This window comes from Enterobacter asburiae (assembly GCF_008080435.1).
Classification (GTDB): domain Bacteria; phylum Pseudomonadota; class Gammaproteobacteria; order Enterobacterales; family Enterobacteriaceae; genus Enterobacter; species Enterobacter asburiae_C.
This window is the reverse complement of the sequence record NZ_VRKN01000019.1, coordinates 1-25,202: the sequence shown is the minus strand read 5'-3', so window position 1 is coordinate 25,202 and position 25,202 is coordinate 1. Positions and strand designations below refer to the sequence as shown.

The 25,202-nt window shown below is 51.8% G+C and carries 41 protein-coding genes and 1 pseudogene; 36 read left to right on the top strand and 6 right to left on the bottom strand.

Annotation, left to right across the window (positions count from 1 at the left end):
* Nucleotides 1–19 precede the first annotated feature (19 nt).
* From kil to FU672_RS21955, 6 genes are all read right to left on the bottom strand, one after another.
* The gene (gene kil / locus FU672_RS21980; RefSeq protein ID WP_148244811.1) at nucleotides 20–160 is read right to left on the bottom strand and encodes a host cell division inhibitory peptide Kil; all 141 of its coding nucleotides are present in this window, start codon (nucleotides 158–160) and stop codon (nucleotides 20–22) included.
* Nucleotides 157–315, bottom strand: coding sequence for a hypothetical protein (locus FU672_RS24905; RefSeq protein WP_187360839.1), 159 nt, complete (start codon nucleotides 313–315; stop codon nucleotides 157–159). The genes kil and FU672_RS24905 overlap by 4 nt, the downstream gene beginning before the upstream one ends.
* Entirely contained in the window at nucleotides 312–1,295 is a 984-nt protein-coding gene (locus FU672_RS21975) for a DUF7666 domain-containing protein (protein WP_148244810.1), read from the bottom strand. Before FU672_RS21975 ends, FU672_RS24905 begins: the two co-directional genes overlap by 4 nt.
* Nucleotides 1,296–1,462: 167 nt before the next feature.
* Entirely contained in the window at nucleotides 1,463–1,672 is a 210-nt protein-coding gene (locus FU672_RS21970) for a hypothetical protein (RefSeq protein ID WP_148244809.1), read from the bottom strand.
* Nucleotides 1,673–2,328: 656 nt separating this feature from the next.
* Entirely contained in the window at nucleotides 2,329–2,814 is a 486-nt protein-coding gene (locus FU672_RS21960; protein WP_148244808.1) for a lipoprotein, read from the bottom strand.
* 36 nt (nucleotides 2,815–2,850) lie between these two features.
* On the bottom strand, nucleotides 2,851–3,555 hold the full coding sequence (locus FU672_RS21955) for an XRE family transcriptional regulator (RefSeq protein WP_148244807.1): 705 nt from the start codon (nucleotides 3,553–3,555) through the stop codon (nucleotides 2,851–2,853).
* Nucleotides 3,556–3,666: 111 nt separating this feature from the next.
* On the opposite strand from FU672_RS21955, the gene FU672_RS21950 reads away from it, so the two are divergent.
* The 36 genes and pseudogenes from FU672_RS21950 (at nucleotide 3,667) to FU672_RS21775 (ending at nucleotide 25,034) form a co-directional block, all read left to right on the top strand.
* Nucleotides 3,667–3,894: a helix-turn-helix domain-containing protein gene (locus FU672_RS21950; protein ID WP_006622888.1), complete on the top strand. Its 228-nt coding sequence runs from the start codon at nucleotides 3,667–3,669 to the stop codon at nucleotides 3,892–3,894.
* A gap of 40 nt (nucleotides 3,895–3,934) precedes the next feature.
* The gene (locus tag FU672_RS21945) at nucleotides 3,935–4,156 is read left to right on the top strand and encodes a CII family transcriptional regulator (RefSeq protein ID WP_017383074.1); all 222 of its coding nucleotides are present in this window, start codon (nucleotides 3,935–3,937) and stop codon (nucleotides 4,154–4,156) included.
* A gap of 82 nt (nucleotides 4,157–4,238) precedes the next feature.
* Nucleotides 4,239–5,093 (top strand): replication protein, encoded by an 855-nt coding sequence (locus FU672_RS21940; RefSeq protein ID WP_148244806.1) that lies wholly within the window; start codon nucleotides 4,239–4,241, stop codon nucleotides 5,091–5,093.
* Nucleotides 5,078–5,950, top strand: a complete 873-nt coding sequence (locus FU672_RS21935; RefSeq protein WP_148244805.1) for an ATP-binding protein — start codon at nucleotides 5,078–5,080, stop codon at nucleotides 5,948–5,950. Before FU672_RS21940 ends, FU672_RS21935 begins: the two co-directional genes overlap by 16 nt.
* The gene (locus FU672_RS21930) at nucleotides 5,947–6,246 is read left to right on the top strand and encodes a protein ren (protein WP_148244804.1); all 300 of its coding nucleotides are present in this window, start codon (nucleotides 5,947–5,949) and stop codon (nucleotides 6,244–6,246) included. The genes FU672_RS21935 and FU672_RS21930 overlap by 4 nt, the downstream gene beginning before the upstream one ends.
* A complete protein-coding gene (locus FU672_RS21925) occupies nucleotides 6,243–6,539 on the top strand; it encodes a DUF4406 domain-containing protein (RefSeq protein ID WP_045346691.1) in 297 nt (98 codons plus the stop codon). Before FU672_RS21930 ends, FU672_RS21925 begins: the two co-directional genes overlap by 4 nt.
* A complete protein-coding gene (locus tag FU672_RS21920; protein ID WP_262349038.1) occupies nucleotides 6,536–6,820 on the top strand; it encodes a hypothetical protein in 285 nt (94 codons plus the stop codon). Before FU672_RS21925 ends, FU672_RS21920 begins: the two co-directional genes overlap by 4 nt.
* The gene (locus FU672_RS21915) at nucleotides 6,817–7,185 is read left to right on the top strand and encodes an ead/Ea22-like family protein (protein WP_148244803.1); all 369 of its coding nucleotides are present in this window, start codon (nucleotides 6,817–6,819) and stop codon (nucleotides 7,183–7,185) included. The genes FU672_RS21920 and FU672_RS21915 overlap by 4 nt, the downstream gene beginning before the upstream one ends.
* A 1-nt stretch (nucleotide 7,186) precedes the next feature.
* Nucleotides 7,187–7,537: a hypothetical protein gene (locus FU672_RS21910; RefSeq protein ID WP_148244802.1), complete on the top strand. Its 351-nt coding sequence runs from the start codon at nucleotides 7,187–7,189 to the stop codon at nucleotides 7,535–7,537.
* Between the two features lie 3 nt (nucleotides 7,538–7,540).
* Entirely contained in the window at nucleotides 7,541–8,155 is a 615-nt protein-coding gene (locus tag FU672_RS25245; RefSeq protein WP_262349037.1) for a hypothetical protein, read from the top strand.
* Between the two features lie 220 nt (nucleotides 8,156–8,375).
* On the top strand, nucleotides 8,376–8,831 hold the full coding sequence (locus FU672_RS21900) for a YbcN family protein (RefSeq protein WP_148244801.1): 456 nt from the start codon (nucleotides 8,376–8,378) through the stop codon (nucleotides 8,829–8,831).
* Nucleotides 8,831–9,001 (top strand): NinE family protein, encoded by a 171-nt coding sequence (locus FU672_RS21895; RefSeq protein WP_148244800.1) that lies wholly within the window; start codon nucleotides 8,831–8,833, stop codon nucleotides 8,999–9,001. Before FU672_RS21900 ends, FU672_RS21895 begins: the two co-directional genes overlap by 1 nt.
* Nucleotides 8,994–9,605, top strand: coding sequence for a recombination protein NinG (locus FU672_RS21890; protein ID WP_148244799.1), 612 nt, complete (start codon nucleotides 8,994–8,996; stop codon nucleotides 9,603–9,605). The genes FU672_RS21895 and FU672_RS21890 overlap by 8 nt, the downstream gene beginning before the upstream one ends.
* Nucleotides 9,602–9,826 carry a DUF1923 family maltosyltransferase gene (locus tag FU672_RS21885; RefSeq protein WP_063618552.1) on the top strand — a complete coding sequence of 75 codons (225 nt, stop codon included), beginning with the start codon at nucleotides 9,602–9,604 and terminating at the stop codon, nucleotides 9,824–9,826. The genes FU672_RS21890 and FU672_RS21885 overlap by 4 nt, the downstream gene beginning before the upstream one ends.
* The gene (locus tag FU672_RS21880) at nucleotides 9,823–9,963 is read left to right on the top strand and encodes a YlcG family protein (RefSeq protein WP_148244798.1); all 141 of its coding nucleotides are present in this window, start codon (nucleotides 9,823–9,825) and stop codon (nucleotides 9,961–9,963) included. Before FU672_RS21885 ends, FU672_RS21880 begins: the two co-directional genes overlap by 4 nt.
* Nucleotides 9,960–10,649 carry a bacteriophage antitermination protein Q gene (locus tag FU672_RS21875; RefSeq protein WP_148244797.1) on the top strand — a complete coding sequence of 230 codons (690 nt, stop codon included), beginning with the start codon at nucleotides 9,960–9,962 and terminating at the stop codon, nucleotides 10,647–10,649. The genes FU672_RS21880 and FU672_RS21875 overlap by 4 nt, the downstream gene beginning before the upstream one ends.
* Before the next feature lie 293 nt (nucleotides 10,650–10,942).
* The gene (locus tag FU672_RS21870; RefSeq protein ID WP_148244796.1) at nucleotides 10,943–11,263 is read left to right on the top strand and encodes a hypothetical protein; all 321 of its coding nucleotides are present in this window, start codon (nucleotides 10,943–10,945) and stop codon (nucleotides 11,261–11,263) included.
* A gap of 55 nt (nucleotides 11,264–11,318) precedes the next feature.
* A complete protein-coding gene (locus FU672_RS21865; protein ID WP_259282371.1) occupies nucleotides 11,319–11,771 on the top strand; it encodes a lysozyme in 453 nt (150 codons plus the stop codon).
* A pseudogene (locus FU672_RS21860) lies at nucleotides 11,768–12,037 on the top strand (DUF2570 family protein); the annotation flags it as partial. The gene FU672_RS21865 and the pseudogene FU672_RS21860, both read left to right, overlap by 4 nt.
* Complete coding sequence (lysC, locus tag FU672_RS25240; RefSeq protein WP_508610036.1) at nucleotides 11,976–12,299, top strand: Rz1-like lysis system protein LysC; 324 nt, start codon at nucleotides 11,976–11,978, stop codon at nucleotides 12,297–12,299. The pseudogene FU672_RS21860 and the gene lysC, both read left to right, overlap by 62 nt.
* A 267-nt stretch (nucleotides 12,300–12,566) precedes the next feature.
* Nucleotides 12,567–13,085: a Rha family transcriptional regulator gene (locus FU672_RS21850; protein ID WP_148244792.1), complete on the top strand. Its 519-nt coding sequence runs from the start codon at nucleotides 12,567–12,569 to the stop codon at nucleotides 13,083–13,085.
* A gap of 149 nt (nucleotides 13,086–13,234) precedes the next feature.
* Nucleotides 13,235–13,738: a tail needle knob protein gene (locus FU672_RS21845; RefSeq protein ID WP_148244791.1), complete on the top strand. Its 504-nt coding sequence runs from the start codon at nucleotides 13,235–13,237 to the stop codon at nucleotides 13,736–13,738.
* Nucleotides 13,739–14,003: 265 nt separating this feature from the next.
* Nucleotides 14,004–14,207 carry a hypothetical protein gene (locus tag FU672_RS21840; RefSeq protein WP_148244790.1) on the top strand — a complete coding sequence of 68 codons (204 nt, stop codon included), beginning with the start codon at nucleotides 14,004–14,006 and terminating at the stop codon, nucleotides 14,205–14,207.
* 199 nt (nucleotides 14,208–14,406) lie between these two features.
* Entirely contained in the window at nucleotides 14,407–14,895 is a 489-nt protein-coding gene (locus tag FU672_RS21835; protein WP_148244789.1) for a DNA-packaging protein, read from the top strand.
* Between the two features lie 3 nt (nucleotides 14,896–14,898).
* Nucleotides 14,899–16,509: a terminase large subunit gene (locus tag FU672_RS21830; RefSeq protein ID WP_148244788.1), complete on the top strand. Its 1,611-nt coding sequence runs from the start codon at nucleotides 14,899–14,901 to the stop codon at nucleotides 16,507–16,509.
* Complete coding sequence (locus tag FU672_RS21825) at nucleotides 16,509–17,996, top strand: phage portal protein (protein ID WP_148244787.1); 1,488 nt, start codon at nucleotides 16,509–16,511, stop codon at nucleotides 17,994–17,996. The genes FU672_RS21830 and FU672_RS21825 overlap by 1 nt, the downstream gene beginning before the upstream one ends.
* A complete protein-coding gene (locus tag FU672_RS21820) occupies nucleotides 17,926–18,693 on the top strand; it encodes a phage head morphogenesis protein (RefSeq protein ID WP_262349036.1) in 768 nt (255 codons plus the stop codon). Before FU672_RS21825 ends, FU672_RS21820 begins: the two co-directional genes overlap by 71 nt.
* Nucleotides 18,694–18,744: 51 nt before the next feature.
* Nucleotides 18,745–19,971: a DUF2213 domain-containing protein gene (locus tag FU672_RS21815; protein WP_148244786.1), complete on the top strand. Its 1,227-nt coding sequence runs from the start codon at nucleotides 18,745–18,747 to the stop codon at nucleotides 19,969–19,971.
* Nucleotides 19,972–19,983: 12 nt separating this feature from the next.
* A complete protein-coding gene (locus FU672_RS21810) occupies nucleotides 19,984–20,472 on the top strand; it encodes a structural cement protein Gp24 (RefSeq protein WP_079916590.1) in 489 nt (162 codons plus the stop codon).
* Nucleotides 20,472–21,503 (top strand): major capsid family protein, encoded by a 1,032-nt coding sequence (locus FU672_RS21805; protein ID WP_148244785.1) that lies wholly within the window; start codon nucleotides 20,472–20,474, stop codon nucleotides 21,501–21,503. The genes FU672_RS21810 and FU672_RS21805 overlap by 1 nt, the downstream gene beginning before the upstream one ends.
* The gene (locus FU672_RS21800) at nucleotides 21,503–21,823 is read left to right on the top strand and encodes a hypothetical protein (protein ID WP_148244784.1); all 321 of its coding nucleotides are present in this window, start codon (nucleotides 21,503–21,505) and stop codon (nucleotides 21,821–21,823) included. Before FU672_RS21805 ends, FU672_RS21800 begins: the two co-directional genes overlap by 1 nt.
* Before the next feature lie 3 nt (nucleotides 21,824–21,826).
* Nucleotides 21,827–22,228: a DUF4054 domain-containing protein gene (locus FU672_RS21795; protein WP_148244783.1), complete on the top strand. Its 402-nt coding sequence runs from the start codon at nucleotides 21,827–21,829 to the stop codon at nucleotides 22,226–22,228.
* Nucleotides 22,225–22,689, top strand: coding sequence for a hypothetical protein (locus FU672_RS21790; protein WP_148244782.1), 465 nt, complete (start codon nucleotides 22,225–22,227; stop codon nucleotides 22,687–22,689). The genes FU672_RS21795 and FU672_RS21790 overlap by 4 nt, the downstream gene beginning before the upstream one ends.
* 145 nt (nucleotides 22,690–22,834) lie before the next feature.
* Nucleotides 22,835–23,035: a hypothetical protein gene (locus FU672_RS25235; RefSeq protein ID WP_262349035.1), complete on the top strand. Its 201-nt coding sequence runs from the start codon at nucleotides 22,835–22,837 to the stop codon at nucleotides 23,033–23,035.
* Nucleotides 23,032–23,547, top strand: a complete 516-nt coding sequence (locus FU672_RS25230) for a phage neck terminator protein (protein WP_262349034.1) — start codon at nucleotides 23,032–23,034, stop codon at nucleotides 23,545–23,547. Before FU672_RS25235 ends, FU672_RS25230 begins: the two co-directional genes overlap by 4 nt.
* Complete coding sequence (locus tag FU672_RS21775) at nucleotides 23,544–25,034, top strand: DUF3383 domain-containing protein (protein ID WP_148244780.1); 1,491 nt, start codon at nucleotides 23,544–23,546, stop codon at nucleotides 25,032–25,034. The genes FU672_RS25230 and FU672_RS21775 overlap by 4 nt, the downstream gene beginning before the upstream one ends.
* Nucleotides 25,035–25,202: the final 168 nt, after the last annotated feature.

Below are 25,202 nucleotides of genomic sequence, written 5' to 3'. Positions count from 1 at the left end.
TCGGTTGAATAGGGGGGGGTTAGGCTGCTTTTCTATGCCACGGATAACCGATGGCAACCTTCATTTCGTCGTAGGCTGCCATCCACATGACGCCATCACCGATAAACAGGGCGATGGCTGCTTTGCTCTGCGCGGCGCGCAGCAGGTGATGATTGATCATGCCTTCACCTCAACCTGTTCCAGGAGGCCAGCGATATGCATCTGCCAGCGGTTAAGCGTCAACTTCTCGCGCGGGTTTGATGCCGACGTCAGCTGCCACTCGTTATCGTTGAGCTTTTTGGCGGTGTACTGCTTGCCGTTGTGGGTGACTGTCATGATGCCTCCACGAATTCGCCGTTTTCATCCAGTTGATACCAGATGTCTGCTTTAACTCCGTTATCACCAACCTTGCTGGCGCGGATGTGGATTAACTCGCCTTCATCGTTGCGGTAGCAGAGGACGATGGCGCTGTTTTCAGAGGCTCGCGCTTTGCCTTCGATGCCGAATGCCGCAGCTACAGAATGAGATCCGCCAACCTCGGCGGCAGAGTAGTCGCCGGTGTTGCTGGCGGCGGAGCGGTTGCCGGTGTTGCTGGCGGCGGAGTAGTCGCCGGTGTTGCTGGCGGCGGAGCGGTTGCCGGTGTTGCTGGCGGCGGAGCGGTTGCCGGTGTTGCTGGCGGCGGAGCGGTTGCCGGTGTTGCTGGCGGCGGAGCGGTTGCCGGTGTTGCTGGCGGCGGAGTGGTAGCCGGTGTTGCTGGCGGCGGAGTGGTAGCCGGTGTTGCTGGCGGCGGAGCGGTTGCCGGTGTTGCTGGCGGCGGAGCGGTTGCCGGTGTTGCTGGCGGCGGAGCGGTTGCCGGTGTTGCTGGCGGCGGAGTAGTCGCCGGTGTTGCTGGCGGCGGAGCGGTTGCCGGTGTTGCTGGCGGCAGAGTAGTCGCCGGTGTTGCTGGCGGCGGAGCGGTTGCCGGTGTTTGTCTGCTCTAACGATCTGTCTACCCGGCTCCAGATCCACTCAATAGCCCGGGTTACCAGTTGATGCACAGAAATTTCAGCCTTGATAGTGATCGATGCGCTGGCGATTTTGCTGTCGCCACCTTCTTCGCGACTGATATCGCCTGACGCAATGGTTTCAGCGTAGCGACTTTGGGCGGGCGGGTAATAGCTGAAGCAATCCAACGGGTATTCGCAGGAGTGGAATCCGGCAGAGCAAGCGCTGACTTTACCTTCATGTTCGAAAGTTTTACCGATTTCAAACTGGAACCCGCGGCAGGTCATATCCGCATTAAAACCTTTGTAGGTAACGATTTCTTTCTGTGTCATGGTTATTTCCTTGTAGTGCCGATGGCGCTCGGCGAACGGAGCTGTTGATACAAGACTTCTTCGCTAATGGGCGGTGGATGGCCGCCGGTTGTCATAACTAACCGCACTCATCGAGAACGGTGAGGTATGAAAAAAGCCGCTGGTTAGGCGGCTTTCTATTGTTTGGCTTAATAGCCAAAAGTATTCAACGCATCTACATGTGTGGGCTTTCTTGGGATCTCGTTGGCTTGGAAGCTTTTCTCCCAGTGCTTAAATAATCGAGCCGCTATGTTAGCCCGTTCAGCTGTAGAGAAAGTTCCAAGTGCTTGCGTAGTTCCCAACTGGGTGCTCCTTACTTGAGCTGAAAAACCAAAATGAGTTTTGTGCGTATATTTCATGAAACAGCCTCAACAAATTCAGCAAAACTAAGAGCCTCTTCACCTTCAGCAAGGCTTTCAAAATATTCTTCGTATGCCTTATCCATCGCCTTACCCTCTGTCGTTACCCGCTGATGCGGGAGAAATGCTTTGGTGCTGGCTCCCCACCTTCAAGCAGCAGGGAAGGCCGTCGTCGCCTTGGTGAGCCATTACCTCACCAACTAGCTGATAACCGTCTGCCAGCCCAAAACATTCCTGTTTTGCTGCACCCAACCCTGTCCGCCGCGCGCCCGGTATGCCATGACCCCTTGAGGTCTGGAGATAGCGGGGAACTGAGTTATGCGAATCTCTTCGCTCAGCGTCAGGTGCAGATTGCATGTTGTTAAAGAAGCAGGCGACTTGCTGTCCGCCGCTGGCTAACTTCGCTCAGCTGTCGATGTTTCGTTTCGATGAATTGATAATAGCGATGAGTATTGCTTATAGCAATACGTATTGATATTAAATAATAGCATTTGCTATTAATGCGTTGATAGCTAAAGGAATTTAATTTGATATTTTTTCGTGTGAGTGAGATTCGGAGCGTGTTTTCACTGGGGCGGGGATTGCTGTGATGAGCGGGCTAGCTGCAGGCAATAAAAAACCCAGCGCTATGGCTGGGTTCTTCTGAACTGATAAAATTATCGGGTAACCATTACCGTATTGTTCTGGCCTGCTTTTACTGACGCGGCTGACATGAGTGCACCGCCTTCAGTCACCAGCCCGTAGGTGGATGGGCGCATCCAGGTAACGGTGGTCTGAACGTAGTATTCGCCAGGGGCAATGTTATCGAACTCAAACTTACCCTGAGCATCAGCAATCGTGACCTTCTCATACTTCGCTGCGCGCATATCTTCTTTGTCGCAGCGGGTAAGCCCCATGCAGGTGGCGAACTGGAAATCGGTATAAGAGGTTTTTGGCATCAGGATAACCTGACTGCCTGCAGCAACTTTTACGTCTCCGCCCAGCGTCTTGAGGAAGGCCTGACCTGTCAGCTTATCGGAACCTTCAATTTTTAATTTGTCATACTCGGCCTGCGGGAATGCCGGAAGGCTTACTGGTTTAGGAATAGACATACAACCAGAGAGAAGTGCAGCTGCTGTCGCTGCAACAAAGAGCTTTTTCATAATGATCCTTGCTGTGAAAAGCCGTGAGGCTAAAAGTTAACCGTGTTTTCTGTAGGTCTGCGGCATGCTGCCAATCACCTTGCCGAATACGAGTATCCTGTTCATTTCTTCTTTTTCGATCGGCTCCCACGGGCGATAAGTCTGATTGTCGGAGATGACCAACAGCTTATCTTTCATCTTCTGGAGGCGTTTAACGTGGGATGTATCGTCGTAGATAAAGGCGTAGATCCCATCACCATCAAAATGTTGGACGCTGATGTCGACGAACAATAAGTCGCCTGGTTCAATGGTCCCGGACATGCTGTCTCCGCGAACATTGATGATTCTGATCTGCTCAGCCTTCCTGCCATTAAACATCCGACGAGCGTCTTCGACTGAATATTCCACGGATCTAAGCACCTCTACAAATTCGCTGTTGATGGCTCCTGGCCCAGCGCTCACGTAAAAGTCTAGCGCTTCAATGCGGAATGTGTCAGTAGGCACCAGCTCTGTTTTTGGCTGCGAAATTGCGGGCATTTGACCATCGTCACGCATCGGTCCAACTCCGGTTGAAAGCCACTCAGAGCGAACGCCAAGCGCATTGGCGATCTCAACGATTTTAGTTGAGCCTCGCGCATTGCCGCTGGTCAGCCTCCAGATGGTGGGCTGAGCAACGCCAGACGCCTTAGCCAAAGCGCCCTGAGACATGCCAGATAGTTCCATTGCCTGATTCAGGCGTTCTGCAAGAGTTTCTTTTTTCATGAGTTTAAATTTATACGCTTGCGTATTGATGGTCAAAACACGTTTAGCTATTGCTTAAATCAATACGCATTGCTATTATCAATTCACACCAATACTCATAGGAATTGGAATATGACCAACAAAACCATCCAGCGCGCCATTGATATCGCTGGTAGCCAGAAGAAATTGGCCGATCTGTGCGGAGTGGCTCAACCGACGGTTTGGCGCTGGTTGCACGGTGGCGGCATTGATGCTCGCTACGTAATGAAAATTGTCACTGCAACCAACGGAAAAGTTAAGCCAGCAGATATCCGCCCAGATCTCGCCCAGTTACTTGGGGCGAATAACACAGCCGCCTGACCGGCGGCAACAACCAATTACATCAGAGGAAGTATCGCAAATGGAGACCTTAACAACACGCAACAAAGCGGAGGCACGACGAATTGAGAGCTGGGTGCAGCGGCAAATTGCAGATCTTGGGACCACCAGGATCGCCGAAGTAGCTGGCGTGAACAAATCAACCGTAAGCCGGTGGCGGGAGAACCTGGTGCCTAACATGTCGCTGCTGCTTGCCATCCTGATTTCTAACCGGGATGGAGTGAAGGGAGATTTTGAAGCATGAACGCAGAAAGGGTGAAAGCCGCGGTGCTCGAACACCAACGGCTTTCAGGTGGAATTAACTGGATCAATTCACAGGAGCAATTATGGCAAACACTGCCGAAGTAATCAATTTCCCTGTGCCTGACGTGGCACCTAAGGAGCCGCGCGTGGCAGATCTTGATGATGGCTATACGCGCATCGCCAATGAACTTCTGGAGGCTGTCATGCTGGCTGGATTGTCTCAGCATCAGCTGCTGGTCTTCATGGCTGTAATGCGCAAAACATACGGTTTCAACAAAAAGGCAGATTGGGTAAGCAATGATCAGTTATCTGCCCTGACCGGCATCCTCCCGCACAAATGCTCTGCGGCTAAAAGTGCGTTAGTTAAGCGTGGGGTTTTTACCCAAATCGGGCGAACTGTAGGCATTAATAAATCGGTCAGCGAATGGGTGAAATCACCCAAATCAGGTAATGAAAATAAAGCTTACCTGAAAGAGGTAAATTTACCCGAATCAGGTAAGCAATCTTTACCTGAATCAGGTAACGACACTTACCCAAATCAGGTAAACACAAAAGACAAACATACAAAAGACAATAAAGACAATATTAATAAACCCCCTAAATCCCCCAAACCGGCTTCGTTCGATCCGGCTGGTGTTGACCTTCCTGAATGGCTGTCAGTTTCAGTCTGGAAGTCATGGGTCGATTATCGTCGCGATTTGAAGAAACCGATTAAGTCTCAGCAGACGGTAACCCAAGCCATCAACCTGCTTGAGCGTTGCAAGTGCAGCGGATACCAGCCTGAAGAAATCATCAACCAGAGCATCGCGAATGGCTGGCAGGGTTTGTTTGAGCCAAAGATCGCCAAACAGACGTCTCGCGCGCAGTCTCGCGTATCTGAGAACTTTGCTGGCAAAGACTATGGCCAGACTGAAATTCCTGCATGGGCGAGGGACTGATCATGACGCTGGATGAAAAAATCAATCAACTTGAGAAACGCATTACTGAGCTGAGCCAGCCGCCAGTTCAGCATGAAGATATCGAGCTAACTATCAGCACCGAGAACTGCGAAACGCATGGCCCCTTTGAATGCAGGACAAGGCATTTCTTAAACTCTGTCGTGAAGATCCCCCCACGCCCGAGCTCCTGCCCAGAATGCCTAAAAGAGGAGCTGGGCCGCTTGCAGGCGGAAAGAATTAGCATCAACGAAGCAGCCCGCAAAAGAAACATCGAGCGCCTGCTGGATGGCCTGAGCATCCCGGCCAGGTTCGAATCCTGCTCACTGGAGAATTATGAGCCGGTGAACGAAGAAGCGAAACGCGCCCTGAAGGTCTGCCAGGCTTACGCCAATCGCTGGCCTGAGCGTTTGCAGAAGGGTGGCGGACTGGTGATGTGTGGCAAGCCAGGAACCGGTAAGAACCACCTCGCGTTGGCTATCGCCCGGCATGCGATCACCGAGCACCAAAGCTCAGCTGTGTTCACCACTGCGCTGAAAATTGCCCGTGAGTACAAGTCGACATGGTCGAAGGGGTCAAGTCGTACTGAAGACGAAGTGATCCGTTACTTCACGAAGCCCGATCTGCTGATTATCGACGAGGTTGGTGTGCAGTTCGGAAGCGACGCCGAGAAGTTGATCATGTTCGAAATCATCAACACCCGTTATGAGCGCATGAAGCCTACCATCCTGATAAGTAACCAGACTCGGGAAGAACTGGCTGCATTCATCGGCGAGCGCGTTCTTGATCGCATGAGCGACGGCGGAGGTTGCACGCTGTCATTCACCTGGGATTCATACCGTTCCAAGGGGGCAGCATGAAAGGCAAAGAGGCAATACTGCGTTATCTCGAAACGCACCAGACCTTCACTGCGAAGGATGTGGCCACAGAGTGCGGCATGACAATCAACTGCATCACGAAGAATGCCATCGATCTGGAGCGGGCCCGCAAGATTGTGCGTGTGAGCAAGGTCTGGCGAACGGTGACTTATCGCCTGGCTACGCCGGAAGAGCAGGGCGGCACCGCGCGCAGCTGCACCAACGGAATATTTCAGGAGTGCCGGAGCAGTCCGGCGATGAAGCGAGTATTGATGGTTTGGGGGAGGGCAGGGGTATGAAAATCTACATCGCAGGACCTATGACGGGTTACGAAAACTATAACCGCCCGATGTTTAACGCAGTAGCACAGCAGATGTTATCAGGTGGTCATGTGGCATTAAATCCGGCCACGCTCCCAGATGGTTTATCTCAGCGTGAGTATATGGACATCTGCCTGGCGATGCTTCGCTGCGCCGACGCCATTCACATGCTGCATGGGTGGAAAGAGTCGGAAGGTGCCGTCGCTGAGCATGCCATGGCTAAAAAGCTGGGAATTAAAATTTCTTACCAATTTGAAGGAGCCGCCCAATGAGCAACTCTATCGACGCGCACCTTACTGATGAGGTGATCAATGCAGCATTCGAAAACACGAATTTCGGCCGCACTGATTTTCGTACCATCCTGGCTGAAACAGTCATGAAGCGTGCGGCCGGGTATCACTCAGGATGGACCGCAACGACAATCTGCACGCGCCTCGGCCTACTCGGGAAACAGGAGCGGCCAACCAAGCTCGGGCTGACTTTCGCTTTCCATCACTACTACAAGCCATGCGTTCGTGAAGCGCTGATGCCTGCCCAGGAGACCGCCCAATGAGCAACATCGACAAACTCGCATTACGTGAAGCTGCGGAGAAGGCGCTACCAGCTATGAAGCGATTGCTAATGATGCCAAACGATGAGTTGTTTGATGAGGCGCTGCTGAACGTCGATGGTGATGTTGACGCGGCGAATGCATTCAACCTGCTCACCGGGCCGGAAACCGTGCTGGCGCTGCTGGATGAGCTGGAAGCCAAAGACCGAATGGTAGCTGAGTTCCTCAATATCATCAGCAGGCATACCATTGAGTTAGGTTGGGGCGAAAAGCCAATCACCCTAGCTGAACTAATCATTTACAGAGAAGGTAGTGGCAGTGATGCGTTAGACGCCATCCGCGCCGCCGCAGCCGGTAAAGGAGAGTGATATGCGCGAAATCGGAGCTCAAATCACAGCGGCGAGGGCAGCGGCAGTAATACACGAAACATTCGGACACCTCGACGCGAAACCGGGTGAGAGTCACAAGGGGTATTTCATTTTTATCAACGGGCAACATGGTGACATGGATGTGGTTTACAGCGACTTCCCGACATTTGGCGAAGGGCCTGGTTATTTCAACGACCGTGGAGACTTCATATGGGAGTTAATTCGTAATGATGGCCCCTGTGCTTCTGTCGGCATCTACCGGTTCGACGGTGAATATCAACTACCCAAAAGAAAAGGCAGCGCTCGTTTCGTCGGAAAAACAGTCTGCATTCAGAAATTCGGTGAGGACTAACCCATGAGCACAATTACCAAAGAATGGCTCCAGCAGACAATCGCGGAGCTTGAAGAAGGGCGCGATGCTGTGCCCGGCGCCGTAAACGAAGATGCTGCCAAGGCGCTGGCGGCGATGAAGATTGCGCTGGCATCGCTCGAAGCGGAGCCTGTGGGGTTTATTCATCCATTTACGCCATTTACTTTTGGCAAATCCAGCGGAGCAATATTCAAGGAGGAAACACGGCACTACTACAAGCCTGTGTTCACCGCCCCTCCAGCGCCGATAACAATGAAAGACCATCAGATTCGCGAACTGGTAAACGAGTTGCGTGATATCGCTGTTGAATATCACGGCACACAGCAATTACGCGAACGCATTGCCAGAACCTGCCGCGCCGCCATGCTTCAGGGTGCCTATGGCAACTCTCCGGTGATTCCGGATGGTTACGCTCTGGTGCCGGTTGAGCCGACAGAAGACATGATTGTCAATGGGTTCGAATCAGAGCCAGATGAGAGCTTTAGCGATGAGAAAGAGTGGGAAGCATACGACGCCATGAGTGGATGCCAGCAGGCGGCGCACCGAGCGAAACTCTGCTGGGCTGCGATGATAGCTTCTGCACCAAAGCCAGAGGCGTGACACCCAGTCAATTCGACGCATAACTAAACGTCAAGCAACGTTTGATTATTCGTTATCAGCCAGCCATAATTAAGTCACCGCAGGACTGAGCACCCGGCGGTGACTTCTTCGCATTTAAGGGGACTTAAATGCGACCACAATCTGAACTCCTCACCTTGTCACAGATGCAGAAATGCACCTGCGATTTTCTGCATTCTGCGGTTTCCGTTAAGGAGGCCGTGTGACTCTGCCAGTAGACGGCATCAAACTCCATCGCGGTAACTTCGCGGCCATCGGCCAGCAGATTCAGCCATTGCTGGATGCCGGGCAATGCTTCCGCCTGCAGGTTAAACCGTGGCGCGAGAAGCGCAGTCTGTCTCAGAACGCGCTCAGCCACATGTGGTACACGGAAATCAGCGAGTACCTCGTCGCCCGCGGCAAGACCTTCGCTACGCCTGAGTGGGTCAAAGACGCGATGAAGCACACCTATCTCGGCTACGAAAGCAAGGACCGTGTAGACGTCGTGTCTGGCGAGGTCACCACCGTCCAATCCCTACGTCATACGTCAGAGCTGGAAACGGGCGAAATGTACATCTTCCTGTGCAAGGTCGAAGCCTGGGCGATGAATATCGGCTGCCACCTGACCATTCCCCAAAGTTGCGAGTACCAGCAACTGCGCGATAAGCAGGAGGCGTGATGTCTACTCCACTTTCCCGCGTCATCACCAATCAAATCTTCCGCGTTCCTGCGCGTCGCCAGCGAAAGCCCGCGGTTAAGCCGTCCGACATCCCGACACTGAAAGGCTACACCGCCCGCCTGGTGGATCAGAAATGGCTGCGCCTCGCGGCGAGGAGGGCGCATGGCTAAGTTACCGCGCCGCAAGTGCGCCCATAAAGCCTGTCGCCAGTGGTTCCACCCGGTACGCGACGGGCAAGTAGTTTGCAGCTTCGAATGCGCCAGCGCGATCGGAAAAGAACAGACAGCAAAAGCCCGTGAATCCGCTAAGCAGAAGGAAGCGCAGCGTCAGCGCACCGAAGAGAAGGCAGGCCGCCAACGGCGCGCAGCACGGCGCAGCGAGCTCAAGCCTATCCGTCACTGGGTGCAGATGACTCAGCGTGCCTTCAACGACTGGCGTCGCGAAATGCTGCTGGCCGCCGGCTATGGCTGCATCTCATGCGGCACTAAGAGCGCTTTTGTGTGGCATGCCGGACATTACCGCACCACAGCGGCTGCACCTCAGCTGCGCTTCAACCCAGATAATTTGTGGTTACAGTGTCCAGTCTGCAACGTTCATAAATCAGGGAATATCGAGGCGTACCGTGCCGCGCTGGTTGGGATGATCGGCGAAGGGCGCGTGCTGGCGCTGGAATCCAACAACGAAACCCACCGATACACCCGTGAAGAGCTGGGCGGCATCCGCGCCAAGGCCAGAGCAGAACTTCGCGCACTGAAACAGCAGGAGGCAGCATGAGTAAAATCCAATACCCAATGACCACGGCGGCTATTTTCGATGATGTTGTCTACCCGGTGCACTTCGATAATGCCGGCAAGGTTAAGCAAGAGATCGAAGGTGCTGTTAACTGGTTCTGCAGGTGGTGCAACGAAGAGAAAACTGTTGTGAAGGCGAGGTTGCTTGTCAGTTGCTGGGGTCTGTATCTGAACTATGCGCAAGTCATGGAGGGGGCTGCATGAAGCAAGAAACGATCGAGATACTCCGAGCGCGCTGGCAGCGCCTCCGGATTTACCGCCGCCCGGGTTCCGTGCTGGTCGATTACCGCATTCTCCGTAACTTCGTTCGCATCTATCATCCTGCAGGAGCCGCACAATGAACAGTCAGCAACTGGAATACGTACGTCAGCAGCTCATTGTGGCAACCGCAGATCTGAGCGGGGCGACGAAAGGGCAACTGGTAGCTTTCGCCGAGAACGCGCAGTTCACCGCGACGGCGCGCAGCCGGGGACGGAAGAAAATCACCGACCCGGTCACCGGACGCAAAGTTAACCCGGACGGACCGGCGATGAGCGGCAACCAGTCCCGGGCCAAGGGATCGTCAATCGCGCTGGTCGGCCCGGTTGAGTTCGTGACTGCATCGTGGCGCCGCGCTGTTCTGTCGCTGGAAGACAACCAGAAAGCATGGCTGCTCTGGAACTACAGCGAGAATATCCGCTTTGAATACCAGGTGGCGATCACCCAGTGGGCGTGGGCAGAGTTCCGGGAGCACCTCGGCGCGAAGAAGGTGGCCGGCAAGACGATGGAGCGACTGAAGAAGCTTATCTGGCTGGCGGCGCAGGACGTCAAAGCTGAATTGGCAGGCCGTGAGACGTACGAATATCAGGTGCTGGCGGAACTGGTCGGCGTAACACCAAAGAACTGGTCAGAGACCTTTACGGACCGCTGGGTTGATATGCGACGTATCTTCCTGCGCCTGGATGGCGGGGCTTTATTGCAGGTTACGCGATCACGTTCACAACAAAAGGCGACAAATTTAGACTCAAGTCTTGCAAAACTGGATTGAAACGCATATATTTCATGTAAATCTGATATCGTCGCCATAGCTTCGTAGGTCGACAAAGAATTAAGAGCCTCGCCATCGTGCGGGGCTTTTTTTATTTGCGGCACGCCGCACACAGAACCCACTGCCTGGGACCCTTCGGCCAACGAGCCGACATTGCCTTACCCCCATATTGCCCGCCTGTCGCGGGCTTTTTTATTTCGGCCGCAGACAATCACTTTCAGATGCCCCGTAGCAATCGTGTCTGACGGCCTTTCTCTTACTACGACACAGCACCCCGAAGCCGGAGGTGTGGAATGCAACGTATGAACCCAACAAATGGACACGATCTGCCGTACTGGTGGTCGGCGGCCTTGGGCCTGTTCTCTTTACTTAGCCTGCAGGATTACGTGTTTATTATCGGCGCACTGATATCGGCGTTCTTCACGATAAAAACTTATTACGCAAAACGGAAAGAAGAGCGTGAGCGTATGGCTGAGGAGAGGAAACGCACCCAGCTGCTGGAAAACTACTTATCTGACGTAGGCAAAAAACCCCACTCCGATCGCCCGGCTACCGCCGAGGTGGTAACGGAGGCAATGCGGAGAATTTCCGGTGGCCCAGTTGAAACTGAGTAAGAAAAGCGGCGCGGCGGGCATTGTCTGCTCCGTCGGAACGATCATCGCGATTGTGATGAATGCGGGCCACGTCAGAACAAACGAACGCGGGCTGGAGTTAATCGGCAACGCTGAATCTTGCCGACGTGATCCGTATGTCTGCCCGGCGGGTGTGCTGACTGACGGTATGGGGAACACGCATGGCGTGAAACTCGGCACCGTTAAGTCTGACCAGCAGATCGCAGCCGAGTGGGAGCGCAACATCCTTGATGCTGAGTCCTGCGTTAACCGCTACGGGAATGGGCGCAAGCTGTCTGACAATGCTTTCTCGGCAGTTGTATCGGTAACGTTTCGTGCTGGCTGCGGAAACATGCGCACCTCCACGATGTTCTCTCTTCTCAGAAGTGGGGACATCACGGCGGCATGTAACCAGTTCCCTCGCTGGGTCTGGGGTGGCGGAAAGGTTCTTCCTGGTCTGGTAACTCGCGCCGGGAAAGAAAAGGCGCTCTGTCTGGATGGTGTGAAATGAGCCGCCTTACCGCCATTATCGCCGCGGTGGTGGCATGCCTGATTGTCTGCCTTGGCTGGCTGGCAATGCACTACCACAACGCCGCCAGTAAGCAGCAGGCGCGAGCGAAAACCGCAGAGCAGCAGATTAACGCCGCTGAAACCGTGACCTCTAACGTCCTGAACACCATGACCATCTTCAACACCATCTCCGAGGCCAATCAGCATGCAAAAGAGCAGATCGCACTGGACGCATCGGGAGCCTCGGCAGATATCAAGGTTGCTGTTGCGAACGATGACTGTGCTCGCCGTCCTGTTCCTGATGGCGCAGTTAAGCGGATGCAACAATACGCGGACAGTCTACGTCAGGGTGCCGGTGGTTCCCCTCCCGGTAAACCTCACGGCTGAGACGCAGCAACCGGCAATACCTGACCCCATGTCATGGGGCCAAAGCCTGGACCTGAATGTCAGCCTGCTGTCTGCCCTGGGGCAGTGCAACTTAGATAAGGCGTCAATTCGGAAAATTGAAGAGGCGAGAAAAATAAATTGAAATCGAGAAATGAAAGTAGTAAAAGTCATTCATGCTGTGAGCAGTCCAGCTGAAGAAAAATCATCAAGTCTCAAAAACAAAATTCTGAGCCTCGGCAATCGCCGGGGCTTTTTTGTATCCGCATTTCACCGCGCACCGCAGCGCATTCAAACCACGTCGAACCATATCCTTTGAAATGAGCCTTTGAGGAAGTCAGTTAGTGCTGGCGAGCCTCGACGGGCTGATTTCCTATGCGGCAAAGGTTCATCTCAAAGAAAGGTACACGCTATGAATAATCCGTCAGTTATTCCGGCTTTCGATTTTCGTGAAATGGTCACGACTCTCGATAACAAGATAATCACCACATCACTCAAAGTGGCGGACTACTTTGGCAAGCGACACAAAGACGTTTTGCGCGCCATACGCAACCTGAAATGCTCCGATGACTTCACCCAGCGCAATTTTGCGCCCGTTGATTTCATTGATAAAAATGGCGATGTTCAGCCGATGTATAACATCACCCGAGACGGATGCATGATGCTCGTGATGGGGTTCACTGGGAAAACAGCTGCCGCAGTAAAGGAGTGCTACATCAATGCCTTTAACTGGATGGCGGAGCAACTGAGCCGAAGAGTAGCCATGGGTGAAGAAATGCAGCACCGCTTCGCCATCAAAGAAACTCGCTCAAAGCTGAAAGGCACGATCGGCAGCCGGTTGATGAACGAGCGGAAGAAAGAGAAGCGCGTTCTGGAGCTCGAGCATGAGCACATCATGCAGGTAACGCAGCCGGAATTACTTATTGGCTGATCGCGGCATTACAGGAGCCCTTCACTGAGGGGCTTCGATAATGATCTGTGTAACCCCGCAAGGATGGTGATCACATCTTGCTGACGGGTAAGCCGTAAGTAACCAATCACTACTGAGAAGCAGAGAAACCGCTGCGCTAAGGAGAGAGCATGTCGCTTTATCCATTTGGAGCTATCCCTGGACCTCAGGGTCCAGCCGGTCCAGCGTCTTCAACAAGGCAGAAATCAGAGTGCTACTTTTCAGGGCTAAACCTTGTCATTCCTACGACGGCAACCAACCTGATTAACCTGATTAAAGCTTTGCCGCATACAGGAAACCTGTCGCCGTTTTTCAACACGACAACAAACAAGTTCAACGTCTTCAACGTGGATGCTACCTGTACGTTCAAAGTAAACGTTATTGGTGCATGGAGCGGATCGTCTACTAACCGCAGCATGACCATTGACTTCCCGCAGACAAACGGCAACACGCTGAGTAAAACGCGTGATGCTCAGGTAACGGTGGATGCTCTATCATTCCCGACATTCTTTAGTGTCGACAAAGACGGCAACCTGGCGACTAACGGTAGTGACATCACCATCGTCTCGAACGGCGCGACATTCACAGCCACAGCCATTCTTCTCGTAGCTGAACAGATGGTTCCTAACCCTTAAGGTGAAAAATGCAATTACTAAACGTACCCGCACCTAAAGGCGTGTGGACTCAGGTCTATGATGGAACCGCAGAGGCAACCATCGCTATCTCTGGTACTGAGGCATATATCTGCCAGTCAACATCAGCACCGGGAAACCTTATTGGCCTCCCATTCAGCGGATCTTCTTTGACTCAGTACATTTATCACGCCTCTTCTGGCACTCCTGTATACGTCAAGCCACTTAACGCTGACGCAATTATTATCGTTAACGCATAGGTGAAATCATGCCAGCAATCGTAGTCGCTCAGTCGGGCGAAGCAGTAAGCGTAGCAAAAGCATCAGAAACCCCAGTGGCAGCAACTACCACTACTGCGGGTACAGTTAAGCAGATGACATTCACTGCTCAGTTAACAGCAGCGCCTACACAGGCTGACTTCAACAACCTGCTGACCAAGCTGATCGCCGCTGGTCATATGGCCTCAAGCTGAGGTGAAAAATGGCGAAAATTAACAAATTCCTGATTTCCATTCACCAGGACGGATTCAGCTGGGAAAACTTTGAGTCGAAGGTTGAGCCGGTGATTAAAGATGGGTTTCTGATAGTGAAACTCACAAATGGCATACGCAGCTATAACCTGCAGAAGGTCAATCAGTACACAGTCCAATACGAAACTGAAGAGTAAATAACATGGCCGCACCAAAAGGAAACAAATTCTGGGAGGCCCGAAGCAGTCATGGTCGGAATCCTAAGTTTGATTCTGCAGATGCGCTTTGGGCGGCATGTTGTGAGTATTTTGAATGGGTAGAGAAGCATCCTCTATTTGAGTCGAAAGCTTTTTCATACCAAGGTGAAATTACAGTAGCCACATTGCCAAAGATGAGGGCAATGACGATAACCGGACTATGCCTGTTCTTAGATATATCAGATGACACATGGCGTAACTACAAAGCAAATCAAGATTTATTAGGGGTCGTTACGCGAGCGGAGAAGGTTATTTATGACCAGAAATTCTCCGGGGCTGCAGCGGACCTACTTAACGCGAATATAATCGCAAGAGACCTTGGGCTAAAAGATGTATCGGCTCAAGAAATCACTGGCCCGAACGGTGGGCCAATAGTGAAAACTGAAATGTCGCCTGAAGAAGCAGCAGAGAAATACAAAGACCTGATGGGTTAAATCATGCCAATACCTTTCCCGTTTGACTTCCGAAACCCGGATTATGTTCAGGTGTTCGAGTGGAGACAGGAGCGTATTTTGCGCATTCGGAATAACCCTGATGCAATTCCCCTGTTATCAGCATTCTACAAAGACAATCCCGCTCAATTCATCATTGATTGGGGAATGACTTATGACCCGCGAAACCCTGAGCGCGGACTTCCGTCATATATCCCATTCCTGCTTTTCCCGCGTCAGGAAGAATGGATGGAATGGTTCATGGACAGGTGGAGAGCACAAGAGCCGGGAATCACTGAAAAGACACGTGACATGGGCATGAGCTGGCTTACAGTCGCTCTAGCATGCACAGTGTGCAACTTCAACAAGGGCATAAGCGTTGGCATCGGTAGCCGAAAGGAAGAGTACGTAGATAAGATCGGCGTACCTAAATCTCTGCTTGAAAAAGCCCGCATGTTCATGTCTCTGCTACCAAAGGAATTTCGTAATGGCTGGAGCAGGGATAAAGACGCGCCGCACATGCGCATCAAGTTTCCACATACCAGCTCTATTATCTCTGGTGAGTGTGGCGACGGCATAGGGCGAGGCGATCGAGCTAGCTTCTACATTGTAGATGAAGCGGCTTTTCTTGAGCGCCCCACGCTAGTTGACGCCTCGCTTTCTGCCACGACCAACTGCCGACAAGATATATCAACGCCAAATGGTAGCGCGAATAGCTTTGCCATTCGTCGACATGGTGGAAAGATTCCGGTTTTCACCTTCCACTGGAGAGATGACCCTCGTAAGGACCAGGCCTGGTATGAGAAGCAAGTCGAACTTCTTGATCCAGTGACGGTCGCGCAGGAAATAGACATTGACTACAACGCTTCCGTTGAAGGAGTGATTATTCCTTCCGCATGGGTTCAGGCTGCCATTGATGCCCATATCAAACTAGGCATTGAGCCAACTGGCGAGAGAAAAGGGGCGCTGGATGTCGCAGATGAAGGTATCGATAAAAACGCCTTCACTTCATGCAAAGGCATTCTGGTCGATGTGTGCGAAGAGTGGAGTGGAAAAGGCTCCGACATCTATCAGACGGTGGTGAAAGCTACCAACCTGGCTGATGAAAATGGATGCAGCAGCGTTCTTTACGATGCAGATGGCATAGGTGCTGGCTGCAGAGGCGACTCGAAGCAGATTAACGATGAGCGCAAGAAAGCAGGCAAGCCTACCGTATCCTTCAATGCTTACAAAGGCAGTGGTGGGGTTCTGGACCCGGACAAGCCAATGATGAAGGATGCAAATGGAAGGATTATTGCGAACAAGGATTTCTTCAGGAACTTCAAGGCGCAATCATGGTGGCATTTGCGAACCCTTTTCCTGAATACATACCGAGCAGTGAACGGCATGAAGTACGACCCGAGCGAAATAATTTCTCTGTCGTCGAAAATGAAGTTTCTTTCAAAGCTGACTGCCGAACTTAGTCAGGCCACATACACCAAAGACTCTACCGGTAAAATCCTCGTTGATAAGAAGCCTGACGGCGCACTTTCCCCAAACGATGCCGATAGCTTGGTAATTCTCAAATCACCTGCAAAACGCTCACTGAAAGTAGGCAAAGACTCGGGCTGGTACTAATGAAAAAACAGAATACAAGCGCAGCACAGAAGCCGCGCAAGCTTGCTGTGGGCCAGTCATGGGCATCTGACAGCGAGTATCAAAAGCAAAAGATAGACAAGCACTTTGCAGGCTTGAAACATGCTGCATATAAGCCACCAAAAGGCGTTGTTCCTGATAGCACAGTGGTGGGTGATAGCGTCGATTACGGGATGCTTAATAGCGTGTTTGTATCGTCTGATTCTGTGTTCATGGGCTATCCATTGCTGGCTACCCTGGCGCAGAAATCAGAGAACCGCGTAGCATGCGAGCAGTCGGTCAATGAGGTGTTCCGCAAGGGCTTCAAGGTTAAATCCAACGATACCAAGAATGACCGCTCAGACATCATCGGCCAGCTTGAGGACGCGTTTGAGAAGTTCTCGGTGGAGAAGCACCTTAAGCTGCTAGGGTTCAACGCTGAGGCGTTCGGCAACTCATTCCTGTTCGTGAAAATTAAGGGCGATGAGAACGAGCGCGACAAAGAGCTACTACTTGACCCAACGAAGATTAAGAAAGGCGATCTGGAAGGGTTTCGCGTTATCGAGCCAATGTGGACCTATCCACAGGCATACAACGCAATCGACCCCATCAGCCCTGAGTTCTTCGTACCGCAGCAATGGTATGTGATGGGGCGCATCGTAAGCGCCAGTCGCATGAAGTCCCTTGTGCTGTATTCGGTGCCGGACATGCTGAAGCCATCCTATAACTTTGGCGGCTTGTCTTTGATTCAGATGATGCTTCCCTATGTAACAAACTGGGAGAGTGTGCGCGACGACATCCCGAGAATCATCACCTCCTTCAGGACTTATATCTGGTCTACGGATATGGAAACGTATCTTCAGGACCGAAATGAGTTCGATAAGCGTCTCGATACCCTGGTGTATGGGAAAGACAACCACGGCGTTCTGGCAATCGATAAGAGCCAGGAAACTCTGGAGCAGATGAACACTACGCTTACAGGGCTTCAGGAGTTACAGGCCGAGATGCTAAGGCTTATCTGCGTACCTTCTCGCCTAAGCGTTACAAGCCTGACAGGAAGCCAGCCAAGTGGCATGAACGCCAGTGGCGAAGGCGAGAGGGAATCGCAGCACGAGAACATCTCCAACAAGCAGAAGAACAGCTACAAGCCGGTGCTTGACTGGGTGCTGAAAATCCTCTGCCTGAATGAGTTTGGGGAATTCTATGAAGACCTTTACATCGACTTCAATCCTCTGGATGAGCTGAGTGACCTGGAGATTGCCGATATTAACAACAAGAAAGCTGACACCTACGTCAAGCTGATTGATGCTGAGGTCGTAACGCCAGAACAAGTGTGCAAGGTGATCGCAGCTGATGATGATTCGGAGTTCAACGGCATTAAGTATGAGGTCGTGAGCATCTATCCTGAGGACGAGACTGATGAAGATAAAGACCCTTCGTCGGGTTCGCTACAACGCGACGATAGCAAATCAATACGCGATGTCGCTTAAAGGTCTCATTTCGGAAATGGTCAAGAGTGCCGACTACTGGGCACGAGCTCAGTACAACGCGCATCAGTCAGGCGAGCGTGGCATGAATGACATAGCCGACCGCCTGATTGACCTCAGAGAGCGATGGGTCGCCACATTCTCAGATGCAGCCGTAACGATAGCTCCTAAGTTTGTTAATGCAGTAGACAGCACAGCGACAAAATCACTCAAGCGCTCAATCGGTGAAAAAGACCTGCCAAAGGTTAAATTCACAATGACACCTGAGATGAAGCAGGCAGTTGATGGCATCGTTGCAGAAAATGTCAACCTGATTAAATCCATCCCTGAGAAGTACTTCACACAAGTGCAGACAATAACTCTCCAGTCGATCACCAGAGGGCGCGACCTGCAGTACATGACCGAAGAGCTACAGAAGCAATTCGGCGTGACGAGACGCAGGGCTGAACGCATTGCCATCGACCAGAACAACAAAGCAACAGCCGAGTTGTCAAGAGTAAGGCAGAAATCTCTAGGCATCAAAAGAGGAATCTGGATTCACTCTGGCGGAGGCAGCCACCCGCGTATTAAGCATGTTAAAGCTCACGGTGAAGAATTCGATCTCGATGAGGGATTGCCAGTTGGTGACAACGGTGAATACGTATTGCCAGGGCAAGAGATAGGATGCGGTTGCAGCTGGAAGCCGGTGCTTCCGTTCTAAAACAACAGGTCGCTTAGGCGGCCTTTTTATTGCCTGAAGAAAGGTAAATCCATGCCAGTACATCAGAAAGATGGCAAATGGTACTGGGGTAGCAAAGGCCCGTTTGTGTCGAAAGAGAAAGCTGAAGAAGTAGAGCGAGCGGCATATGCCAATGGCTACCGAGGCGACTCCTACGACATGGGCTCATCAGTCCGCACGTATGACGATTACGGCCGGATGAACATAACCCAGTGCAACATCAGCAAAGAATGCGTTAGCCCTTATAGGGGTTCAAGCTTGCCGGGATGGAGAGATTTAGGTCTTAACCCTGATCGCCTCTACTACATCTACCGTCCCGCAGAAGAGCTTATCCGCGCCGCTGACTCGTTCAACAACGTGCCAGTGACCATTGAGCACCCCAACCAATTAGACACGCCTGACACTCCGCAGGAGCGCGTAGGTACAACCGGGACAGATACGCGATTCGAATCCCCTTATCTCGTTACCAGCATGAAGCTGTGGGATAAGGCGGCCATCGAAGGTGTGGAGAACTCCACGCGGCGCGAGCTTTCCATCTTCCCTTCATTCTTCGACCTGGATATGACCCCAGGCGAGTTCATGGGTCAGGCGTATGACGGCGTTGCCAGAAACATTTCAGGCAACTCTGTCGCGCTGACCATTAAAGGCCGTGTTGGCGCTGAATGCGCCGTAGGCGATTCACAAGACCAAGAGGAAACTTTGATGGAAGGCTTGACCGACCTGATTAAAACCAAGTTTGCCACAGCATCCGATTCGGACGCTGATGAACTGGCAAAAGGCATCATGGAGCTTATGGCTCAGCATGAGCAAAGCGAAATCAATTCCGGTGATGAGTCGGAAGAGGATGAGAAAAAAGGCAAAGCCGCTGGCGATGAAAGCGACGAATCAGACGATGAGTCCACTGGCGACGAAGATGAAGAAGACGACAAAAAAGGGAAAGAGCCAATGGGTGATAGCGCCATTCGCGACCTGGTAGCCAAAGCCAAAACAGAAGCGCTGGCAGAAGCGCGTCGTGAGTTCTCAGCAACTCGTGAGGCCATGCGCACAGTTGAGCCAGTGTATGGGCATGTATCAGGCGACTCTGCAAATGACATCTACAAAGCAGTGCTGAAGCAGGAGAAGGTAAACATCGACGGTGTTCACCCATCAGCCTACAAAGCGCTGGTTCAGATGGCTATTCATGGCAAGACCAGCAAACAACCAGTCGGTGACTCTGCTGAGAAGCAGGAAAGCGCTGCTGACTTCAAAGAATATTTCTAAGGGAAACCGAAAATGACCTTTCAGCAAACCGTAACTTTGTACCCAGCTCCGGGTAAAGAAGGCGACCTCGCATCACTTAACCCTACCGCTGTGGCGCTGCCGCCTGAAGGTTCTTATAAGGCTGGCGCAAGTGGCGTCTACCAGGCTCGCTGGGTGTGGGTGGATGGCACTGATCCGACCCTGGTTAATAACACAGGCACCGGCCTTCCACTGGGCTTCGTAATGAATACCGGAAAGGGAGTTATCCCTCTGGGTTCGACCGGCTCCATGCTGGTAGAGCCAGGCACGGACCTTGGCGTATTCACTGTCGGCGACTTCTGGGTGCGCACTGCTACCGCAGCAACTGTCGGGCAAAAAATCTTCGCAGTTCTGGCTGATGGCACCACCAAAACTGGCGCTGCCGGTGCAACCATTTCTGGCGCAGTAGAGACTTCTTACTGGGTGGCGTCTGCAGCAGATGCAAACTCAATTATTAAAATGACCAAGCAGGGGGTTCTGTAATGGAGCTTAATCAATCCACTCTGCCGCAGTACCTGAAAGTACTGGCAGACAAGGGCGTAGTCTTCGAGAAAACCCCTTCTTATCTTTCCATGAAAGGTGTAGTAGGTGACTCCGCAGTAGATATGGCTACTGTAGCAAACGGCGGCATTCCTGCAGCTGCGGCTCAGGTCATCGACCCGATGATCATCAAGCAACTCTTCGCACCTACCGTGGCAACCCAGATTTACCCGGAAGTGAAAAAAGGCACCTGGGCTGTGCAAGATGTCCTGTTCCCACGCACTGAAGAAGCGTACGAAATCGTTGCCTATGACGATCGCTCTCGCGCTGGCTCTACCCACGTCAACGCCAACTGGGAACAGCGTCGCCAGATGCGCTTCCAGGGTATGAACGAATGGGGCGACCTGGAACAAGAGAAATACGGCATGGCGCTGATTCCTTACGTTGCCATGAAGCAGGCAGCTGGCGTTGATGCCATTAACCGTTTCTTCAACAAGTCTTACATGTACGGCATCTCTGGTGCGCCTAACTTCGGCATCATGAACGACCCAGTATTACCTGCGGCTCTGACCCCAATCACCACCGCTGACGGTAAAGTGAAGTGGGCAGACAAAGACGCTGTTGGCATTTTCAACGATGTGAAGAAGATGTTCACCAACCTGGCGGCTAAAAATCAGGGTTTGGTGCAGGAAACCAGTCCAATGAAACTGGTTGTGAGCCCAAGCGATAACGCCTCTTTGGGCGCAATCAACGCACTGGGTACGGCTTCCGCTATCGACCTGATTAAGAAGACCTACACCAGCCTGACTGTTGTTGTCGTTCCTGAGTTTGGCACTCCTTCAGGTGGTCTGATTCAGCTGATCGCCGAAAGTCTGGGTGGAACTCCTGTCGGTAATACCGTCTACACCGAAAAAATGCGTGCATTCCCGGTATTCGTTGAGCACTCAATGACCAGCCAGAAACTGGCAGCCGGTACTCTCGGTACCGTTATCTACCGCCCATCAGGCGTTGTTCAAATGACAGGAACTCTCTAATGGCTAACGTAGTAGTAAGTAGCAAGCTCATTCACGGCACCGTTTTTGAAGTTAACGGTAAAGAGATCGTGGTAAACGGCCAGAACAGCAGCGAGCTCGTTGCGGTTCGAGGTTATGAAGGTGTATGCGGACTGACCCATATGCCTGAAGAACTGTGGCAGGCCATTGAGAGTAAGTACGCTGATATGACCTCTATTAAGGATGGTTTTATCTTCGCTCAGAAAAATGAGGCTAACGCCAAAGCTGCAGCAGAAGACAAGAAAGACCTGAAAACTGGCGGTGAGCAACACGTGCTGAAAAAAGGCGAGAAAGAGGAATAACGTATGGGCGTCGTAACTCTGGATGTGGCCGAGTGGAAGTCGAAATATCCGCAATATAACGCGCTTACAGACCAGCAGGTTGAAGACCTGTTTTACGCCGCAACTACCTATCTGGAGAACACGCCGCAATCCGTTATCGCTGATGAAGAGAAGAGGAAATACTTCCTCTATCTTCTGACTGCGCACCTTGCTTACTTATTCTACGTTGATGCAAATGGCAATGGCGGTGTAACCGGAATGGTTGGCCGCCTTTCTTCTGCATCAGAGGGTAGCGTAAGCGTAGGCTCGGCTATGAGCAATGTTCCATTCAATGCTGAGTTCTTTCTTCAGTCGCCATATGGATTCACCTTCTGGCAGGCCACAAAGATTTATCGAATGGGCTTTTACAGGGGTAGATGCAGATGAGCGACAAGATACTCGATGCACTGAATAACATCGCCAGCAACCTCTCAGATAAGCAACTGAAGGTTGGATTTATAGACGGGGCCACATATCCTGATGGAACGCCTGTGGCTATGGTCGCAGCAACAAACGAATATGGAAATCCAGCCAACAATCAACCTCCAAGACCATTTTTTCGAAATGCCATTGCTGAGCATGAAAGCGAATGGATGGATGCCATATCCAGAGGCCTGCAGAAAGGTGTGCCGCTTGAGGATGTTCTTGCGGTGGTTGGTGAAAAGGCTGTGGGTGATGTCGTTCAGTCGATTGCCACGCTAATGGATCCCCCACTTTCCCCTGCAACTATCGCATCACGCAAATCGAAAGGTAACGCATCAACAAAACCTCTCGTTGACACCAAAGTCATGATTCGTGATGTGCATTATGAGGTAGGCGAAATTGAACCTTCACAAGATAGCCAATAACGCCATTCGAAGAGTAAACCCAAACATCCAGGCAGTTCTCAAGAAATACGCAGGCGAAACCATCGGTCCCGGGCGCAAACCAATTCCCTCATACCTTCCAGACCAGAACGTCACAATTCAGCTTCAGCCAATCAGTCGCGGCGATATGCAACACGTCGATGGCCTGAACATTCAGGGGCTGGCGAAGGTGATTTATGTGAACGGGAACTATTTCAGCGTCCAGCGTGAGTTAGAGCAGGGCGGGGATATTTTCGTGATTGGCAGCGAGCAGTGGCTGGTTGTTGAGCCGGTAGAGCTTTGGCCTGACTGGTGCCGCCTCATTGCTGTATTACAGGTTAGCCCATGAATGACTTCACCGTAGATAATGTAATCGACGTTCTGGCGGATTACATCGAACCCATAGCCGGTATTTGCCAGCAGGCTCAGGCTAACAGGGTGCCGATGCAAAAAGGCCAGTTCTGCATCCTGACCCCCTTGCGATTTCCGCGGCTATCCACGACGAGAGATATCAAACAGGACACGGGCTCTCCGTCGACAAGCGCTATGGGATACACCGAGGTTCGCCAGGCAGATATCCAGGTTGATATCTATGGTCAGGGTGCAGGGGATCGGGCAATCGCCTTAGAAACCACATTCGCCAGTAGCTATGGCTACGACACCATCAAAGCCATCGACGCCAGACTGGCGCCGCTTTACTCATCTCCGGCAATTCAGGCTCCCATGATAGATGCGGAAAGCCAGTGGCAGGAGCGATACACGCTAACTCTTTCTCTGCAGGCGCACATCATCGTGTCGCTCCCGCAGGACTACTTCGACAAAATCGAATTTACAAACCAACAGGTGGATGGACGCCAATGAGCACAATTCCTCTCTCAGAAGACTTCAGTATCACGCCTAACGTCGTTTCACCTGCAGGTTCTGCAGTTGATGCCAACGGGCTGATGCTCACCGACAACGAGTTAGTGCCAGTCGGTGTCGTACAATCATTTTATTCATCATCAGACGTGTCAGCTCTGATGGGTAGCGAATCAAAAGAGTTTCTCGCGGCGCAGCAATACTTCAACGGCTACGACAATTCATCCGTAATTCCTGGTGAGCTACTGATGTACCGTGTCATTACTGCTGATGTGGCCGGTTACCTGCTGTCAGGGAATCTGAAGGGCGTAGCATTAGCGACGCTGAAGGCAATCCCAGCAGGAACTATCACACTCACGGTTGATGGTGTGTCAACTACCAGCTCGTCTATTGACTTATCGACTGCTACAAGCTTTAGCGATATCGCATCCAAGCTGCAGACCGGTATCGGGGCGAGCAAGGTTTCCGTCGAATGGCTGCCAATCGCCAACCGCTATATCATTCGTTCGGTAACAACTGGAGCGGATAGTCAAGTATCTTTTGCCTCTGTAGGAGCTCTCGCAACAGGGCTTAAATTGACTCAAGCAGCTGCGGCGATCGTATCCCCTGGTTCAGATGCCGTCACAATGACGGATATGATGAATAACATTATCAACACCAATCAGAACTGGATTCTATACCAGTCACTGACTGAATTGAGTGATGACCAGAAAACAGAGCTATGCGCATGGGCTAGCGCCAGCCATAACCGCTACGGCTATGTAGTTCACGACACCTCAGCCGCACCAACGGTAGCAAACAACGCATCATGCTTTGTTCAATCAGTTGTAGTGGCGAATGGCTACGAGAATATTTTCCCTGTGTACGGTTCTTATCTGTACGCGGTTACGGCACTAGCGTATGCAGCGTCAATCGACTTTGCCAGAACAAATGGGCGCATCTCATTTAAGTTCCGGGCTTTCCCGGGAATTTCACCGAATGTAAGCGACCTTGCAACTGCCAGAGCATTGAAATCAAATGGCTATAACTTCTATGGTTCTTATGGACTGAACAAGACCATGAAGCAATACACGTCTGATGGTGCGATTACTGGCAAGTTTGTCTGGCTGGATACCTTCATCGACCAGGTATGGATTAATGCGAATCTGGTTTCAGCATATGCTGAACTGTTCACTAACAACCAGTCCTATTCCTACAATGCAGACGGTTACTCATCAGTGCAGGCAGCCACTATCGACCCAGCACAGCAGGCCATTACGTTCGGAGCTATCAAAAAAGGCATTGTTCTCGACCAGTCTCAAATTCGCATCGTCAACAACACAGTAGGCAAAGACATCTCTGCAACGCTTTATTCTGAGGGGTGGTATTTATACATCCCAACCCAGTCTGGCTCAACGCGCCTTGATCGAGAGCTGAAAGGCGTAATTTTCTACTGGGTTGATGGTCAGCTAATCCAATCTATCAATATGTCTTCAACCGCTATTCTGTAAGGACGACAAAATGCCAATTGATATTACAAGTGCTAATTCCAAGCTGCGCATCGTCGTGCCATCTTACTATCCTGGCGGTTTTGATGTGGATTATTAGGCGACAATTACCCCGTCCGCATCGCGACAATTACTCTGGCCTGTTTGTAATCTGAGCGTCCTGTTTCTTCT